This window comes from Cupriavidus sp. LA-1 (assembly GCF_055385985.1).
In genome coordinates this window covers 1,512,818-1,527,582 of sequence record NZ_AP031387.1, presented here as the reverse complement: position 1 = coordinate 1,527,582, position 14,765 = coordinate 1,512,818, and the positions used below count along the sequence as shown (strand labels likewise).

The window sequence follows — 14,765 nt, the reverse complement described above, 5'->3', positions numbered from 1 at the left end:
CCTGTCATTCCAGCGTGATGCCGACAGCGCCGATGATGCGGCTCCATTTGTCGCGGTCGTTCTTCATCACGGTGGCGAAGGCTTCCGGCGTGCCGCCCACCGGCACCAGGTTCAGGTCCTGCATCTTCTTCGCGATCTCCGGCAGGCGCACGATGCGCGCGACCTCGCGCGACAAGGCATCGACCCGCGCCTTCGGCACGCCGGCGGGGAACAGCAGGCCCATCCAGGCATCGGGCTCGAAGCCCTTGTAGCCGGCTTCGCGGAAGGTCGGCACCCCGGGCAGCAGCGCCGAGCGCTCCGCGCCGGCAATTGCCACCGGCACCAGCTTGCCGCCCTGCAGCAGCGGCATGGCCGTGCCCACGGCGATAAAGCCCAGCTTCACATGGCCGGCCGCCAGGTCGGTGGCCAGCGGCGCGCCGCCCTTGTAGGCGACGTGCTCCATCTGCAGCCCGGCCTCGCGCCTGAGCAGTTCGCCCAGGATATGACCGGTCGTGCCCGCGCCATACGACCCGTACGGATACTTGCCGGGATTAGCCTTGAGCAGCGCCACAACCTCCGGCAGCGTGCGCGCCGGAAAGTCCGGCGACACCGCCAGGATGGTAGAAGAGATCGCCACCTCGCTGACCGGCGTGAAGTCCGCGATCGGGTCATAGCCGATGCCCCGGTACAGCGACGGGTTCTGCACGTGCGCGGTGAACGTCAGCAGCGCCGTGTAGCCGTCCTTTGCCGCGCGGGCGACGTACTTGGTACCCGTGGTGGTGCCCGCGCCGGGCTTGTTGTCGACGATGACCGGCTGGCCCCAGGTCTTGGTCAGTTCCTGCCCGATCAGCCGCGCCACGGCATCGTTCACATTGCCCGCCACCGACGGCACCACGATGGTGAGCGGGTGCGACGGATAGGGTTCGGCAGAGGCGGAATCGGCTGCGGAAGCTACCGCCGGGATCGCCGCCAGCAGGATGGCGGCCACGGCTGCGCGCAGCCGTGCGGAACGGTGTTGCATGGGTGTGTCTCCTGTTCTGGCCCCTTCTGTGGTGCCCGCGGAAGTGCGGTGCGCGAGGGATGCAACGCAGTCTAGGCCAGCCCCCCGCCCGGCGCGATTCCCGCGCGGCGCGGGCCAAGTCCTGTCAGGCATGGCGCAGTGCCGCATTGCCCTACCCCTGCCCGCTGACACGGCGCCGGTGTTGGGCGGCGCTACAATGGCCCGCACCTTCCCCGTGCCATTGCCGAGCCGTCACGCCCCCATGCGATTCGAGGATCTAGAAGCCTTCCTGGTTGTCACCGAGCACGGCAACCTGCACCGCGCCGCCGACACCCTCGGCATGACCCAGTCGGGCCTGTCCAAGACGCTGGCGCGGCTGGAAGGCGAAGCCGGCATGCCCTTGTTCGAGCGCACCCCGCGCGGGCTGGTGCCGACCAGCGTGGGCCGCACCCTCGCCGCCCACGCGCGCCGGATCTCGCTGGCTGCCGGCGACATGCGCAACGAACTGGCCGAGCAGCGCGCCGCGCGCGCGGGCTCGGTACGGCTGGGCGCCATCCCCTATCTGCTGCCGTCGCTGCTGTCGCCGCTGCTGGCCCGCTTCTTCCTCGACCGCCCGCTGGCCACGTTCTCGATCGAAACCCACCTGAGCGCGCGCCTGATGGCAATGCTGCAGGACGGCGACGCCGACCTGATCCTGGGCGCGCGCCCGACCAGCCTGCCGGCGGACATCGCCTGGCTGCCGCTCGGGCCCCTCACCATGCAGATTGTGTCCCGCTGCAGTCATCCGCGCCGCGAGAGCTTCCGTACGCTGGCCGACCTGAGCGGCGAGCGCTGGGTGGTGCCGGCCAGTTCGCTCTACCTGCGCCAGTGGCTGGAAGAACGGTTTACCTCGGTCGGGCTGCCGCCGCCGCGCGTGGCGGTGGAAAGCACGGCGTCGCCGGTGGCCTTTGGCGAACTGCTGCGGCACTCCGACCTGCTCGGCATCATGCCGCCGCGCATGCTGCGCCAGGCCGAGGGCCAGGGGCTGGCGGCGATCGAGGCGCCGGGCATGTCGTGGCAGCACGAGCTGGCCGTGCTGTGGCGTGCCGATGGCTACCTGTCGCCGATCTGCCAGGACTTTCGCGATGCAGTGGTGATGTGGTGCGAGGAGATGGAACTGTAAACCCGCTGGGGCTCAGGGCACCCACTAGCATGTGATATGGAAGAACACCGGCGCGGCGAACACCGGCCATCATGGGTCTCGAATTGCCGCTCCAGCGACCGGCGCATCGACACTCGCTCCATCGTGCTACTCCACAGAGCGGGACTTGGCCTCGGCAATGCCACGGCGCACCCGGTTGGCAATCGTGAACAGCGACAACAGCGACAGCAGCAGCCACAGCCAGCTCGCGGCCGCGCCAAAGCCCAGCCCGAGGCCGGCCCACAGCGCAATCGCGCCGACCGCGAAGGCGCGGTCGCTCTTGCCAAGCGGACCGTCATAGCGCCGGCTGGCGCCGACCTGCGGGCCGATCAGGCCGGCGGCCTCGACAATGACCGCCAGCAGCGCGAAGGTGCCGACCTGCCCCAGGCTGAAGCCCGGCAGCGCGGCCAGCGGCAGGATCAGCGCCAGGTCCGAGACAATGTCGCCAAGCTCGTTCAGGTAAGCACCCAGCACGCTCTGCTGGCCATGCTCGCGCGCCAGCATGCCGTCGATGGCATTAAGCGCCATGCGCAGGAACAACCACAGGGGGAACAGCAGGAACAGCACCGGGGCCGCTGCCACCAGCATGGCCAGCGCGGCCAGCACGCCCACCGCCAGCGAGCCCCCGGCGGCGGCCAGCGTGACCTGGTTGGCGGTCACGCCGCGCTGCGCCAGGTCCTCCACCATGGGGCGCAACCAGGCCTGGAACCTGGGCTTCAGTTCGTAGAGCGTCATCACACCGGCCTCCCTGCCGAGCTGATGCCGGAAGCGGCGTTGTGCGCCGGGTCGCGGCGGTGCATGCGGCCGCGTGTCCTGGCCTGCCCCGACCTCTTCCGTCTTGTTCCTGGTTATATGCTGACTGCTGCCCGGCTGCGGCCGATGCCGGCCAAGGCATGGCGGCAGTGTGCCTGGCTCGGCACTCTACCGCCAACATCGAGACATTACCAGACGGCGCTTGCTGCCTGAGTGCTTGCCCAATCGTCCGCCAGGGTCTGTGAGCGGACCCTAGGCCGAGGCAATGGTGTCCCGCACCGCGTCGGTCACCTGTGCCACCACGCCGTCGCGCCAGTCGTCGGCATCGCCATAGAAGGCGCACCACATGGCGTGGCGGACCAGCGAGCGCTGGTTCTCGTCGGCTTCGGGGTGCTGGTGCAGCCAATGGTCGCCGCGCAGCGCGTCCAGCACCTCGCCCACCGGCAGCGTGCCGAACTCCAGCGCGATGCCGGCATAGTCCACCGTGGGCAGCGTCTGCGACACCGCTTGCCAGGCCAGGCCGGTAAGGTTGGGCGAGGTCGACGAGCCATCGTAGATCGAGGTCACCCGTTTGCCCCAGATCGCGCGCGTGCGCGTGATCGACTCGGGCGTGTCCGGCCCCATGTGGATGGGCTCGCCATAGCCCCACGGCCCGAGGCCGGTATGGACGTCGATCCAGCGCAGCGCCTCGCGCCCGGCGCCGAAGCGCGCCAGGATGCGGCATAGCGTGTAGTTGCTCCAGGTGGCCTTGTCGCCGCCGTAGAACATGCCCACCGGGTCCTGGTACTGGCCGCGGCTGACCGCCGCCTGGTACCACGCCATGCCGCGCTCGGCCACGGCCTTCATCAGTTGCGCCTGGTCGGTGTCGGACGGCGGCCATTGCGGCGGCAGCAGCAGCGGTGCGATCTCGGCATAGGCCGCGTTCTCCGGCAACGGCTGCGTGAAATCCATGAAATTGCGGTTCAGGTCGACGTTGTCCTCGTTGACCCGGCGCAGGTGGGAAAAACCGTAAGGATTGATCGCATGCACCAGCAGCAGGCCGGTGTCCGCGGCGGCGCAATCGGCAAGCAGCGCGGCGTCGTGCAGCAATGCCACCTGCGCCCCGGAGCCGGCAAAGCCCTCGGCGCCATGCGTGCCCGAGGTCACCATGATGCAGCGGCGCGCCTCAGCCGGGCCCGCCAGCGCCACGTCGATCGCCAGGTCTTCGCCGGCACTGCCGCGCTTGGTGGGATGGGGGAACTGCGCCAGGGCGGCGCCCGCCATGCGGGCGGCGTCCAGGAACTTCTTGCGGGCTTCGGCGTAGCTGCGAGAGAAATGGCTCATGGCGTCATCAGCGGATGCGATGCAGGCATTAGACGCCAAATCCGCGGGTCTCGCCAGTCGCCACTAGAACAGCGAGCCCGACTGGAATCCCGCCGAGGCCGGCGGCGGCTCTGTGTCAGGCCCCCAGATGCCGGACGACGTAAACGCCTGCGGATGCATCTCGATCCCGGCCGCGGCCAGCTGCCCGGCGGTCAGCACCAGGTGACGGGCCAGCCAGTCGTGCAGGCTGCGCAGGAAGCGGATGTTGTCCACGCTGTTGGATGCCGCGATCAGCCGCTCCAGCTTCACATGCGCGGTATAGACATCCAGCAGGTTGGTCGCGCGCAGCCGCGGCGGCGTGGACGGGCTGCGCTCGATCGCCAGGATGCGGCGTACCTGCGCCATGCCGATGTCGCCGGTGCGCTGGTACTGTTCGTAGACGCCCTCAAGCGCCGGGAAGCGCACTGTCGGTTGCACGCGCGGCACTGCGGCCACCTTCTCCATGCGCAACACCAGGTAGCGGATCGCGGCGGCGCGCTCGGCGGCTTGCGCCTGGGCCGGATCGCGCCGGCGGGCCGGGGGCGGCACCTCGGGCAAGGCCGTGCGCGGCACCACATCGCGCTCGGTATAGTCCGGCACCTGCAGCAGCAGGCCCGGATGCGGCACCGCCGCACGCGCGCAGTCGTCGCCAAAGGGATATTCGTGTCCCGCGGCGTCGCGCAGGATATAGGCCTGCCCGGAGGGAAAGCCATGGTGGCGGCGGCTCGCGCCCCGCGCATGGCAGCGCGTGGCGAGGTCGACGAAGTCCTTGCGTACGGGGATCCAGCCCCCGTCGTGTGCCTGGGTCATGCGTTGCAGTATTGCCTGGGTATTGCTCGACCCGCCATTGTCGCCGATCCGCGCGATCGCCCCATCAATCCGCCCCGCCCCCGGGACTACTTCAGCATGAACGACATCGCCGACAGGCAGTTCAGCATGCGCACCGCTGCCTGGACCGAATCGGCCTGGAAAGACAGCGTGACGCCGTCGCACCGCTCCAGCGTCGGCCACTGGCAGAAGAGGTCGGCGTGCGCGGGTGTCAGTGTCTGCAAGGTGCAAGCCACCGGCGCGCCGATGCGCAGGCATTGCGCCTGCGCGCGTTCGCGCACCGCGGTTGCGGCCGCCGCGGCAATGGCCTCGCGCGCCGCCGCCGGCGACAGCGAGGTGCCGCTGCCGAAGCCGCCCGCCGACTTGGTTTCGACAAAGCGCACCCACCGCATCAGCACGCGGGTCTCCTGCACGAAGACGTCGTCGCCGCTGGCCATCAGCACCGGCGCGCCAAATTCGCCCGCCAGCGCGGCGTACAGCCCGGCCTCGCCGAGTTCCGTGTCGTTGAGCCAGACCCGCGCAAAGGCGCCACTGTTGATGGTGTGCGCCAGCACGCCGCGGCTCTGGGCGCGGCCGTGGTAGCCGATCATCAGCACGCCGTCGACGCCCGCCTCGACGCCGGCCATCATGCCGAGATAGCGCGGCTTGCCCAGCACCACCCGCGCGCGCGGATCGAGCTGGTCGGGCAACAGGTTGCGGAAGCCGCCGTGCGAGTCATTGACCAGCACCTCGGTGGCCCCGCCGGCAAACGCTCCTTCAATCGCGGCATTGGCTTCGCCGGTCATCCAGGCCCGGGCGCGTTCGTATTCGCCGTTGCCGGGGCGCGTCTGTTCGGCGTGGAAGACGCCGGCCACGCCTTCGATATCGGTGGAAACAAGGATCTTCATCAGGCGGTCAGGCCCAGTTCGGGCATCACATCGAGGAGTGCGCGCCGGCCGTGGCCGTCGCGGCCCGGCACCGATGCGGCATGCCACAGGGCATGCAGGATGGCTTGCTCGACGCTGTCGGCCGCGGCGCGGAACATCGGGTCGAGCCGGGTTTCATGGAGCATGGCGACGGCGGGCATCGGCCGGGCGGCGTCGTGCGGCACGGTATACGCGGTCGAGAACGCGAGTGCGATATCGCCCGAGCCATGCCCGAACACCGAGCCCGTGCGCGCCAGCCCGGCGCCGGCGCGCAACGACAGCCGGCGCAGCTGGCGCGCGTCCAGCGGGGCGTCGGTGGCGAGGATCATGATGATCGAGCCCTTTTCCGGTTGCGCCACGGTGTCGGGCTGCGCGAGCCGCCGCACCAGCTCCGGGCCGACCAGCCGGCCGGCCACGGTCAGCGACTCCGGCGTGCCGAAATTGGCCAGCACCAGCGCACCCACGCAGTAGCCGCCGGCCAGGCGCGAAGCGGAGCCGATGCCGCCCTTGACGCCGAATGCCGACATGCCGCGCCCGGCGCCGACCGCGCCCTGCACGACGTCCTGCCCGGCACCGGCCAGCGCCGCCTCATAGTGAGCGCTCTGCACCGCCATGCGCTGGATATCGTTCAGGTAGCCGTCATTGCATTCGAACACCAGCGGATTGACCGTGGGCAGCGCGCGGCCGATCTCCGGATTGGCCGCCACCGCCGCGCGGATCTGTGCCTGCGCTACCGCACCGACCGAAAAGGTATTAGTCAGCGCCACCGGCGTTTCCAGCACACCCAGCTCGTCCACCTGCACCAGCCCGATGCTCTTGCCGAAGCCGTTCAGCACGGTGGCCGCGGCGGGCACCTTGTCGCGGTAGGGATCACCGGCGTGCGGACGGATCACGGTGACGCCGGTCTGCACGGCGCCGTCGGCCAGCGTGCAGTGGCCGACGGTCACGCCGGCCACGTCGGCAATGCTGTCCAGCGGCCCCGCCGGAAGGCTGCCGACGCGCGGCAGGCCCGTTGTCGATGCGGTCATGTTCAGCGGCCCGGGTTCAGCGGCGGTCGATCTTGGGGTCGAGCGCGTCGCGCAGGCCGTCGCCCAGCAGGTTGAAGGCCAGCACGGTCAGGAAGATCGCCAGGCTCGGGAAGATCGCCACGTGCGGAGCGGTCACCATGTCGGCGCGGGCTTCGTTGAGCATCGCCCCCCATTCCGGCGTCGGCGGCTGCGCGCCCAGCCCGAGGAACGACAGGCCTGCGGCGGTGATGATCGAGGTGCCGATACGCATCGAGAAATACACCACGATCGACGACACCGTGCCCGGCAGGATATGGCGCATCAGGATGGTCCAGTCCGACGCGCCGATGCTGCGCGCGGCTTCCACATAGGTCAGCCGCTTGAGCATCAGCGTATTGCCGCGCACCAGCCGCGCGAACGCGGGGATGCTGAAGATGGCCACGGCAAAGATCACATTGGTCATGCCGTTGCCCAGGATGGCCACGATGCCGATCGCCAGCAGGATGCCGGGGAAGGCAAAGAGCACGTCGGAGATGCGCATCACGATGCGGTCCCACCAGCCCTCGTAGTAGCCCGCCAGCAGGCCCAGCACGGTACCGATCACCGCGCCGAGGATCACCGACAGGAAGCCCGCGGCCAGCGAGATGCGTGTGCCGGCCAGGATGCGGCTGAAGATATCGCGCCCGAGCGAATCCACGCCCATCCAGTGCGCGGCCGACGGGCCCGCGTTGAGCGCGTCGTAGTCGAAGAAGTTCTCCGGGTCGTAGGGCACGATATGCGGCGCGACGATGGCAATCACCACCAGCACCAGCACGAATGCGCCGGCGCCCAGCGCCAGGTGCTGCTTGCGGAATTTGCGCCAGAACTCGGTCCAGGGCGTGCGCACGGCCTCCGGCACGGGGGCGGTGGCGGTTGCCGCTTGCGCTGCGGTGGGCGTGGAAAGCTCAGTCATGCCGGCCTCACTTGTAGCGGATGGTTGGGTTGATCACGGTGTAGAGCATGTCCACGACCAGGTTGATCAGGATGAATTCGAGCGAGAACAGCAGCACCTCGGCCTGGATCACCGGGTAGTCGCGCATCTCGACGGCATCGACCAGCAGGCGCCCCAGGCCCGGCCAGTTGAATACCTTCTCCACCAGGATCGAGCCACCCAGCAGGAAGCCGAACTGCAGCCCCATCATGGTCACCACCGGGATCATGGCGTTGCGCAGGCCGTGCTTGACCACCACCAGCGTCTCGCGCACGCCCTTGGCCCGGGCGGTACGGATAAAGTCTTCCTGCAGCACCTCGATGAACGAGGCGCGGGTAAAGCGCGCCATCACCGCCGCCACTGCGGCGCCCAGCGTGACCGACGGCAACACGTAGTGCTTCCAGGTGTCCGCGCCGATCGACGGCAGCCAGCCCAGTTGCACCGAGAACACCTCCATCAGCAGCATGCCCAGCGCAAAGGCGGGAAAGGAAATCCCCGAGACCGCCAGCGTCATGCCGAAACGGTCCGGCCAGCGGTTGCGCCATACCGCCGAGCCGATGCCGATGGCCATGCCGAACACCACCGCCCACACCATCGACGCCACCGTCAGCAGCAGCGTGGGCATGAAGCGGTCGCCGATCTCCTCGCTGACCGGGCGCTTGGTGCGCAGCGAATTGCCGAACTCGCCGCGCAGCGCATTGGAAAAGAAGTGGACAAACTGCTCGTGCATCGGCCGGTCCAGGCCCAGGTCCTTGCGCACCAGTTCGACCGTGGCCGAGTCAGCTTCAGGCCCCGCAGCCAGCCGCGCCGGATCGCCGGGCAGCAGGTGGACGAACAGGAACACCAGCACTGCCACGATCAGCAGCGTGGGGATCACGCCCAGCACACGTTTGAGGAAGTAATTCAGCATCACACACCATGAGGAAAGACCGCAGGCCGCCCGCCTGCGACCCCGCGACGCGGGCAGGCGGCCACCTCGGCTTACTGCTTTACTGCTTACTGCTCGTTGAATGGGACAACGTAGATCGGGCCAGGCCAATGCATGCGCCGTCCCTCACCTCACCCCCCATTACTGCTTGATATCGATGTCGTCGAAATTGAACGACCCGTCCGGCATCACATAGGCACCGGACAGCCGCTTGCTGCGCGCAAACAGCACCTTCTCGGTCACCAGGAAGGCCCACGGCGCATCCTTCCAGATGCGTTCCTGAGCGTCCTTGTACAGCTTCGCCTTTTCTCCACGATCCGTCGTGCGCAGCGCGCCCGCGATATCGGCGTCGACCTGGTCGTTCTTGTAGTACGCGGTATTCAGCAGCTTGGGCGGCATCGATTCCGAAGCCAGCAGCGGGCGCAGCGCCCAGTCCGACTCACCGGTCGACGACGACCAGCCCACGTAGTAGATGCGCACGCCAGCGTCTTCGGGCTTGGGCACGCTTTCCACGCGTTCGACGCGCTGGCCGGCTTCAAGCGCCTGCACCGAGGCCTTGATGCCCACCTGCTGCAGCTGCTGCTGCACGAACTGGATCACCTTCTGCGCCGTGGTGTGGTTATAGGCCGACCACAGCGTGGTCTCGAAGCCATTGGGGTAGCCGGCTTCCTTCAGCAGCGCGCGCGCCTTGGCCGGGTCATACGGCCACGGGCCCAGCTTCTCGGCATAGTCCACGCCCGGCGGCACTACGCCCTCGGACGGCACCGCGAAGCCGGAGAAGGCCACCTTGGCAAGCGCGTCCTTGTTGATGGCGTAGTTGATGGCCTGGCGCACCTTGGGGTCGTTGAACGGCTTGACCATGGTGTTCATGGACAGGTAGCGCTGGATGATCGACGGCGCGGCGATCAGCTCCACCTTCGGGCTGCTCTTCAGCACCGCAGCCTGCTCGAACGGGATGCTGAAGGCAAAGTCGGCCTCGCCGGTCTGCATGATCGCGGCGCGGGTGTTGTTGTCCACCACCGGCTTCCAGGTGATGGTGTCGATCTTCGGGTAGCCGGTCTTCCAGAAGCCGGCGAATTTCTTGCCCTTCAGGTGATCGGGCTGCTTCCATTCGACAAACTCGAACGGGCCGGTCCCCACCGGGTGGAAGGCAATGTCCTTGCCGTACTTCTGCAGCGCGGCCGGCGAGATCATCACCGCCGACGGGTGCGCCAGCACATTGATGAATGGCGAGAACGGCTCCTTCAGCGTGACCTTGACGGTATTGGCGTCGACCACGTCGGTCCTGGCCACACGGTTGAACAGCGTATAGCGCTTGAGCTTGTTGGCCGGATTGGTGACGCGGTCCAGGTTGGCCTTGACGGCGGCGGCGTCAAAGGTGGTGCCGTCGTGGAACTTCACGCCCTTCTTCAGCTTGATCGTGTACGTCAGCCCGTCCTTGCTGACCTCATAGCTTTCCGCCAGCACGTTGACCAGCTTCATGTCCTTGTCCATGCCGAACAGGCCCTGGTAGAAGGTCTTGCCGACGGCCTGCGACAGCGTGTCGTTCGCATCGTACGGATCGAGCGAGGTGAAGGTCGAATATACGGCCATCACGGCATCCTTGGCCGCAAAAGCCGGGGCCGAGACCAGCATGCCCAGCGCGCCGGCGGCAAACGCGCCAGCGAACATTCGGGGCGAAACCATACGTGCAGACATCGTCGATTCTCCTTGGTAACTGCTGTAGTTCCAGAACATCAATAGGCGCCGCCGACGGCGTGCCGGGCGACATAGTGGCCGAGCGACCCGCTGCCGGCGACGGGCACCAGCGGCTGCACCACCGGCTCATCGCCGACCGCGCGGATCGGGCTGGGGATTTCGTCATTGAGCGGCTCGCGCCGCAGGTGGCGCCGCGCCGGATCGGCGATCGGCACCGCCGACATCAGCTTCCTGGTGTACGGGTGCTGCGGGTTTTCGAAGATCGCGCGGCGCGGGCCGATCTCGACGATCTGGCCCAGGTACATCACCGCCACGCGGTGGCTCACGCGCTCCACCACCGCCATGTCGTGCGAGATAAACAGGAAGGCGATGCCCAGCTCGCGCTGCAGGTCCAGCATCAGGTTGACGATCTGCGCCTGGATCGACACGTCCAGCGCCGAGACCGACTCATCGGCCACCACCACCTTGGGGTTCAGCGCCAGCGCGCGCGCAATGCAGATGCGCTGGCGCTGGCCGCCGGAGAACTCGTGCGGATAGCGCGCCGCGTGCGACGGGTCCAGCCCCACCTTGTCGAGCAGCCAGGCCACGCGCTGCTCCGCCTCCTTGCCGCTGGCGACCTTGTGCACCAGCAGCGGCTCCATGATCGAATAGCCCACCGGCACGCGCGGATCGAGCGAGGCGAACGGGTCCTGGAAGATGAACTGGATATTGCGGCGCAGGGTCTGCAGCGCCTGGCCTGCCAGCTTGCTGATGTTCTGCCCGGCAAACTCGATGGTGCCGCTCTGGCTTTCCACCAGGCGCAGCAGCGAGCGGCCCGTGGTGGACTTGCCGCAGCCGGATTCGCCGACCAGCGCCAGTGTCTCGCCGGGATAGAGGTCGAAGCTGACCTGCTCGACCGCATGCACGCGGCGCGTCACGCGGCCGAACAGGCCACCCGGCACGTCGAAGCGCGTCACCAGGTCCTGTACACGCAGGATGGGAGGAACGCCCGGGGCCACGGTATCCTGCGGCGCGACCGGTTCGGCGTTGGCGCTGTCCAGCTGCAGCAGCGGGAACTTGGCCGGCAGGTCGGTGCCGCTCATGGCGCCAAGGCGGGGCACCGCCGACAGCAGCGCGCGCGTGTACGGGTGCGCGGGGGCACGGAAGACATCGTCCGAGGTGCCCTCTTCCACCTTCTCGCCGCGGTACATCACCAGCACGCGGTCGGCCACTTCGGCCACCACGCCCATGTCGTGGGTGATGAAGACCACACCCATATGCATCTCGGCCTGCAGGCCGCGGATCAGTTGCAGGATCTCGGCCTGGATGGTCACGTCCAGCGCCGTGGTGGGCTCGTCGGCAATCAGCAGCGCCGGCTTGCACGACAGCGCCATGGCGATCATCACGCGCTGGCGCATGCCGCCGGAAAGCTGGTGCGGGTAGCGCTCCAGCACGCGGCGCGCTTCGGGAATGCGCACCAGTTCGAGCATGCGCAGCGCCTCGGCGCGCGCCGCCGCGCGGTTCTTGCCCTGGTGCAGGCGGATCGATTCCGCAATCTGCTCGCCCACCGGGAACACCGGGTTGAGCGAGGTCATCGGCTCCTGGAAGATCATCGCCACATCGGCGCCGCGCACGCCGCGCAGCGTGGCGTTATCCGCGCGCGCCAGGTCGATCACCTCGCCGCCGCGCCGGCGCAGCGCCATGCTGCCGGAGACGATCTTGCCGCCGCCATGCTCCACCAGCCGCATCAGCGCCAGCGACGTCACCGACTTGCCCGAGCCCGACTCGCCCACCACCGCCAGGGTCTCGCCGCGGTCGACATGGAAGGACAGGTTGCGCACGGCCTCGACGGTGCGCTCGGATGTGGCAAAACGCACGGTCAGCCCGTCGACCGATACCACCCGCTGCGGCGGCAGCACGATGCCGGACCGGGAGGCTTGCATAGGGGATGTAGCCACTGGAACTCCTTGTAATACCGGGTGATGCGGGGAGATGGTGCTCAGCCGTAGATCGATACGTTCACGGCCTCGCCCACCCGGGCAAAACCGCGGTACATGCCTTCGGTATTGAATGGCAGCGTGACGTTGCCGGCGCGGTCCACCGCAATCAGGCCGCCGCGGCCCTTGATCGCGGGCAGCTTCTCCATCACCACGCGCCGCGCCGCTTCCTCGAGCGGCAGGCCCGCATAGCGCATCTGCGCGGCCACGTCGTGCGCGGCCACGGTGCGGATAAACATCTCGCCGGTGCCGGTGGCGGACACCGCCGCCACGTCGTCCGCATAGCAGCCCGCGCCGATCACCGGGGTATCGCCCACGCGGCCCACCTGCTTGTTGGTCACGCCGCCGGTGGAGGTGGCCGCGGCCAGGTTGCCGCGGCTGTCGCAGGCGACTGCGCCAACGGTGCCGAACTTGTTGTCGGGGTCGATCGGGTCGCCCAGCCGGATCTCGCCTTGCGCGGCCAGCGCGGCGGCGTCGTGGTCCAGCAGCGCCATGCCGGCGTTGCTGAGCGCGCGCTGCCACTGGTCGTGGCGGGCCTGGGTGAAGTAGTACTCCGGCGCCACCAGTTCCAGCCCGTGTGCCTGCGCGAAAGCCTCGGCACCGGCGCCGGCAAAGAGCACATGCTCGCTGTGGTCCAGCACCGCGCGCGCGGCCAGCACCGGGTTGCGCAGGCGCGTGACGCAGGCCACCGCGCCGGCGTCACGCGTGGCGCCGTCCATCACCGCGGCATCGAGTTCATAGGTGCCGGCATGGGTCAGCACAGCGCCCTTGCCGGCGTTGAACAGCGGGCATTCCTCCAGCAGGCGCACGGCCTCGGTGACTGCGTCGAGCGCGCTGCCGCCCTCGGCCAGGATGCGCTGGCCGGCTTGCAGCACGCGCTGCAATGCTTCGATGTATTCGCGTTCGCGGGTGGGATCCATCGCCGCGCGGGTGATGGTACCGGCGCCGCCGTGGATGGCAATGACTGCTGATTGCATAAGGTAAGGAGGCTCAGGACTTCCGGGTATTGGTGGATCGGCCGCGCGCGGCGCCGGCCTTGACTTCGGTGGGCTGCACGGTCGCGGGCGCGGACCGCCGGGCCGGTTCGGCGTCCGGGGTGCCATACAGCCATGGCAGCAGGAATTCGGTCATTTCGGCGGCGGCCTTGACCGGGCGTTCGGCCCGGTGCGCCACCGCGCCGCACAGCGCCTCGATCAGCGCCAGCACGGTGGCATCCGAGTTGGCGGATAGGCGGTTGCCGGCCTGTGCATACAAGGCGATATCGGCCAGCGGCGCCAGCGGCGAGGTCGGTCCGTCGGTCAGCGCCAGTACCTGGCCGCCGCGCGACTTGACGCGTTCAGCCAGTTCGATGCTGTCCGTCACATAGCGCGGGAAGGCAATCACGATCAGCAGGTCGTTCGGCTGCAGCTTGAACAGCTGCCGCGCCGCATGCGAGGCGCCGCCGACACTTGCCACCGAGGTCACCATGCGGCAATGCATTTCCAGCCCGTGCTGCAGCAGGCCTGCCAGGAAACCGCTGGCGCCGAAGCCGGCCACGTACACGCGCTGCGCCGCCAGGATCGCCGAGACTGCGCGCTCGCAGGCGTCCGGGTCAATGCCGCGCAGCGTGGCTTCGGCATTGGCCGCGGCATCTTCCAGCGAGGCCGCGAAGACCTCGGCCACGGTTGCGGGCCGCTCCAGCTCGCTGCGCAGCCGCTCCACCGGCGCCAGCGTGGCCTCGAAGCCGCGCACCAGCTCGGCCCGGAACTGCGGATAGCCGTCGAACCCCAGCGCCCGCGCAAAGCGGTTGGCCGTGGCCACCGACACCTCCACCGCCGCGGCAAATTCGTCGATGCGCATGGTCGCGGCGCGGAACAGGTTGGCCAGCACGTATTCCGCCATGCGGCGGTGCGCCGGCGTCAGCGCCGGCAGGCTGCGCGCAATGCGGTCTGAGATCGAATGGCCCTTAGGCATGGTGAAAGCGGTTGGCCAGGACGCCGTGTCGTGGCCGTCGTCATGGCGGTCGTTATCGTGAAAATGAATTTACACGTAACGAGCGCACAAGAAAATAGAGTTTTGCGAGACCAAGGGTAATCCCTGAATACGCGCGCCATGAAGGCACATTGGCGGTGCAGGTTGCCGGGCCGTCCTGCACCGCGACGGCGTGCGCCGCACCGGAAACGCTACAATGCCGGCCAGCGCACCAGACCCGGCGGTTGCC

General features: G+C 68.5%; 13 protein-coding genes. 1 reads left to right on the top strand and 12 read right to left on the bottom strand.

Going from position 1 to position 14,765, the window contains the following annotated elements:
* Nucleotides 1–4 precede the first annotated feature (4 nt).
* Nucleotides 5–1,000, bottom strand: a complete 996-nt coding sequence (locus ACZ5MJ_RS07275) for a Bug family tripartite tricarboxylate transporter substrate binding protein (protein ID WP_464223160.1) — start codon at nt 998–1,000, stop codon at nt 5–7.
* Nucleotides 1,001–1,241: 241 nt separating this feature from the next.
* Here ACZ5MJ_RS07275 and ACZ5MJ_RS07270 point away from each other — a divergent pair, with 241 nt between their 5' ends.
* Nucleotides 1,242–2,141 carry a LysR family transcriptional regulator gene (locus tag ACZ5MJ_RS07270; protein WP_464223158.1) on the top strand — a complete coding sequence of 300 codons (900 nt, stop codon included), beginning with the start codon at nt 1,242–1,244 and terminating at the stop codon, nt 2,139–2,141.
* A 126-nt stretch (nt 2,142–2,267) separates the two neighbouring features.
* Here the strand turns inward: ACZ5MJ_RS07270 and ACZ5MJ_RS07265 are convergent, their stop codons facing one another.
* The 11 genes from ACZ5MJ_RS07265 to ACZ5MJ_RS07215 all read right to left on the bottom strand — a co-directional run bounded on the left by ACZ5MJ_RS07265 (nt 2,268) and on the right by ACZ5MJ_RS07215 (nt 14,518).
* The gene (locus ACZ5MJ_RS07265) at nt 2,268–2,894 is read right to left on the bottom strand and encodes a CDP-alcohol phosphatidyltransferase family protein (protein ID WP_464223157.1); all 627 of its coding nucleotides are present in this window, start codon (nt 2,892–2,894) and stop codon (nt 2,268–2,270) included.
* 270 nt (nt 2,895–3,164) lie between these two features.
* The gene (locus ACZ5MJ_RS07260; RefSeq protein ID WP_464223156.1) at nt 3,165–4,235 is read right to left on the bottom strand and encodes a M14 family metallopeptidase; all 1,071 of its coding nucleotides are present in this window, start codon (nt 4,233–4,235) and stop codon (nt 3,165–3,167) included.
* A gap of 63 nt (nt 4,236–4,298) precedes the next feature.
* On the bottom strand, nt 4,299–5,063 hold the full coding sequence (locus tag ACZ5MJ_RS07255; RefSeq protein WP_464223155.1) for a hypothetical protein: 765 nt from the start codon (nt 5,061–5,063) through the stop codon (nt 4,299–4,301).
* Between the two features lie 86 nt (nt 5,064–5,149).
* Nucleotides 5,150–5,968: a M55 family metallopeptidase gene (locus tag ACZ5MJ_RS07250; protein ID WP_464223154.1), complete on the bottom strand. Its 819-nt coding sequence runs from the start codon at nt 5,966–5,968 to the stop codon at nt 5,150–5,152.
* Nucleotides 5,968–7,014: a DmpA family aminopeptidase gene (locus ACZ5MJ_RS07245; RefSeq protein WP_464223153.1), complete on the bottom strand. Its 1,047-nt coding sequence runs from the start codon at nt 7,012–7,014 to the stop codon at nt 5,968–5,970. The genes ACZ5MJ_RS07250 and ACZ5MJ_RS07245 overlap by 1 nt, the downstream gene beginning before the upstream one ends.
* Nucleotides 7,015–7,030: 16 nt before the next feature.
* Nucleotides 7,031–7,945: a glutathione ABC transporter permease GsiD gene (gene gsiD, locus ACZ5MJ_RS07240; RefSeq protein WP_464223152.1), complete on the bottom strand. Its 915-nt coding sequence runs from the start codon at nt 7,943–7,945 to the stop codon at nt 7,031–7,033.
* 7 nt (nt 7,946–7,952) lie between these two features.
* A complete protein-coding gene (gene gsiC / locus ACZ5MJ_RS07235; protein ID WP_464223151.1) occupies nt 7,953–8,873 on the bottom strand; it encodes a glutathione ABC transporter permease GsiC in 921 nt (306 codons plus the stop codon).
* A gap of 159 nt (nt 8,874–9,032) precedes the next feature.
* Nucleotides 9,033–10,589 (bottom strand): glutathione ABC transporter substrate-binding protein GsiB, encoded by a 1,557-nt coding sequence (gene gsiB / locus ACZ5MJ_RS07230; RefSeq protein ID WP_464223150.1) that lies wholly within the window; start codon nt 10,587–10,589, stop codon nt 9,033–9,035.
* A gap of 38 nt (nt 10,590–10,627) precedes the next feature.
* Entirely contained in the window at nt 10,628–12,511 is a 1,884-nt protein-coding gene (locus tag ACZ5MJ_RS07225) for a dipeptide ABC transporter ATP-binding protein (RefSeq protein ID WP_464223674.1), read from the bottom strand.
* A 56-nt stretch (nt 12,512–12,567) separates the two neighbouring features.
* Nucleotides 12,568–13,542, bottom strand: coding sequence for an isoaspartyl peptidase/L-asparaginase family protein (locus tag ACZ5MJ_RS07220; protein ID WP_464223149.1), 975 nt, complete (start codon nt 13,540–13,542; stop codon nt 12,568–12,570).
* Nucleotides 13,543–13,555: 13 nt separating this feature from the next.
* The gene (locus tag ACZ5MJ_RS07215) at nt 13,556–14,518 is read right to left on the bottom strand and encodes a MurR/RpiR family transcriptional regulator (RefSeq protein WP_464223148.1); all 963 of its coding nucleotides are present in this window, start codon (nt 14,516–14,518) and stop codon (nt 13,556–13,558) included.
* Between the last annotated feature and the right edge of the window lie 247 nt (nt 14,519–14,765).

Bases quoted from the DNA above. Each gene is read 5' to 3' on its own strand.
- ACZ5MJ_RS07275 (WP_464223160.1), bottom strand. From the start codon at position 1,000: ATGCAACACCGTTCCGCACGGCTGCGCGCAGCCGTGGCCGCCATCCTG.
- ACZ5MJ_RS07270 (WP_464223158.1), top strand. From the start codon at position 1,242: ATGCGATTCGAGGATCTAGAAGCCTTCCTGGTTGTCACCGAGCACGGC.
- ACZ5MJ_RS07265 (WP_464223157.1), bottom strand. From the start codon at position 2,894: ATGACGCTCTACGAACTGAAGCCCAGGTTCCAGGCCTGGTTGCGCCCC.
- ACZ5MJ_RS07260 (WP_464223156.1), bottom strand. From the start codon at position 4,235: ATGAGCCATTTCTCTCGCAGCTACGCCGAAGCCCGCAAGAAGTTCCTG.
- ACZ5MJ_RS07255 (WP_464223155.1), bottom strand. From the start codon at position 5,063: ATGACCCAGGCACACGACGGGGGCTGGATCCCCGTACGCAAGGACTTC.
- ACZ5MJ_RS07250 (WP_464223154.1), bottom strand. From the start codon at position 5,968: ATGAAGATCCTTGTTTCCACCGATATCGAAGGCGTGGCCGGCGTCTTC.
- ACZ5MJ_RS07245 (WP_464223153.1), bottom strand. From the start codon at position 7,014: ATGACCGCATCGACAACGGGCCTGCCGCGCGTCGGCAGCCTTCCGGCG.
- gsiD (WP_464223152.1), bottom strand. From the start codon at position 7,945: ATGACTGAGCTTTCCACGCCCACCGCAGCGCAAGCGGCAACCGCCACC.
- gsiC (WP_464223151.1), bottom strand. From the start codon at position 8,873: ATGCTGAATTACTTCCTCAAACGTGTGCTGGGCGTGATCCCCACGCTG.
- gsiB (WP_464223150.1), bottom strand. From the start codon at position 10,589: ATGTCTGCACGTATGGTTTCGCCCCGAATGTTCGCTGGCGCGTTTGCC.
- ACZ5MJ_RS07225 (WP_464223674.1), bottom strand. From the start codon at position 12,511: ATGCAAGCCTCCCGGTCCGGCATCGTGCTGCCGCCGCAGCGGGTGGTA.
- ACZ5MJ_RS07220 (WP_464223149.1), bottom strand. From the start codon at position 13,542: ATGCAATCAGCAGTCATTGCCATCCACGGCGGCGCCGGTACCATCACC.
- ACZ5MJ_RS07215 (WP_464223148.1), bottom strand. From the start codon at position 14,518: ATGCCTAAGGGCCATTCGATCTCAGACCGCATTGCGCGCAGCCTGCCG.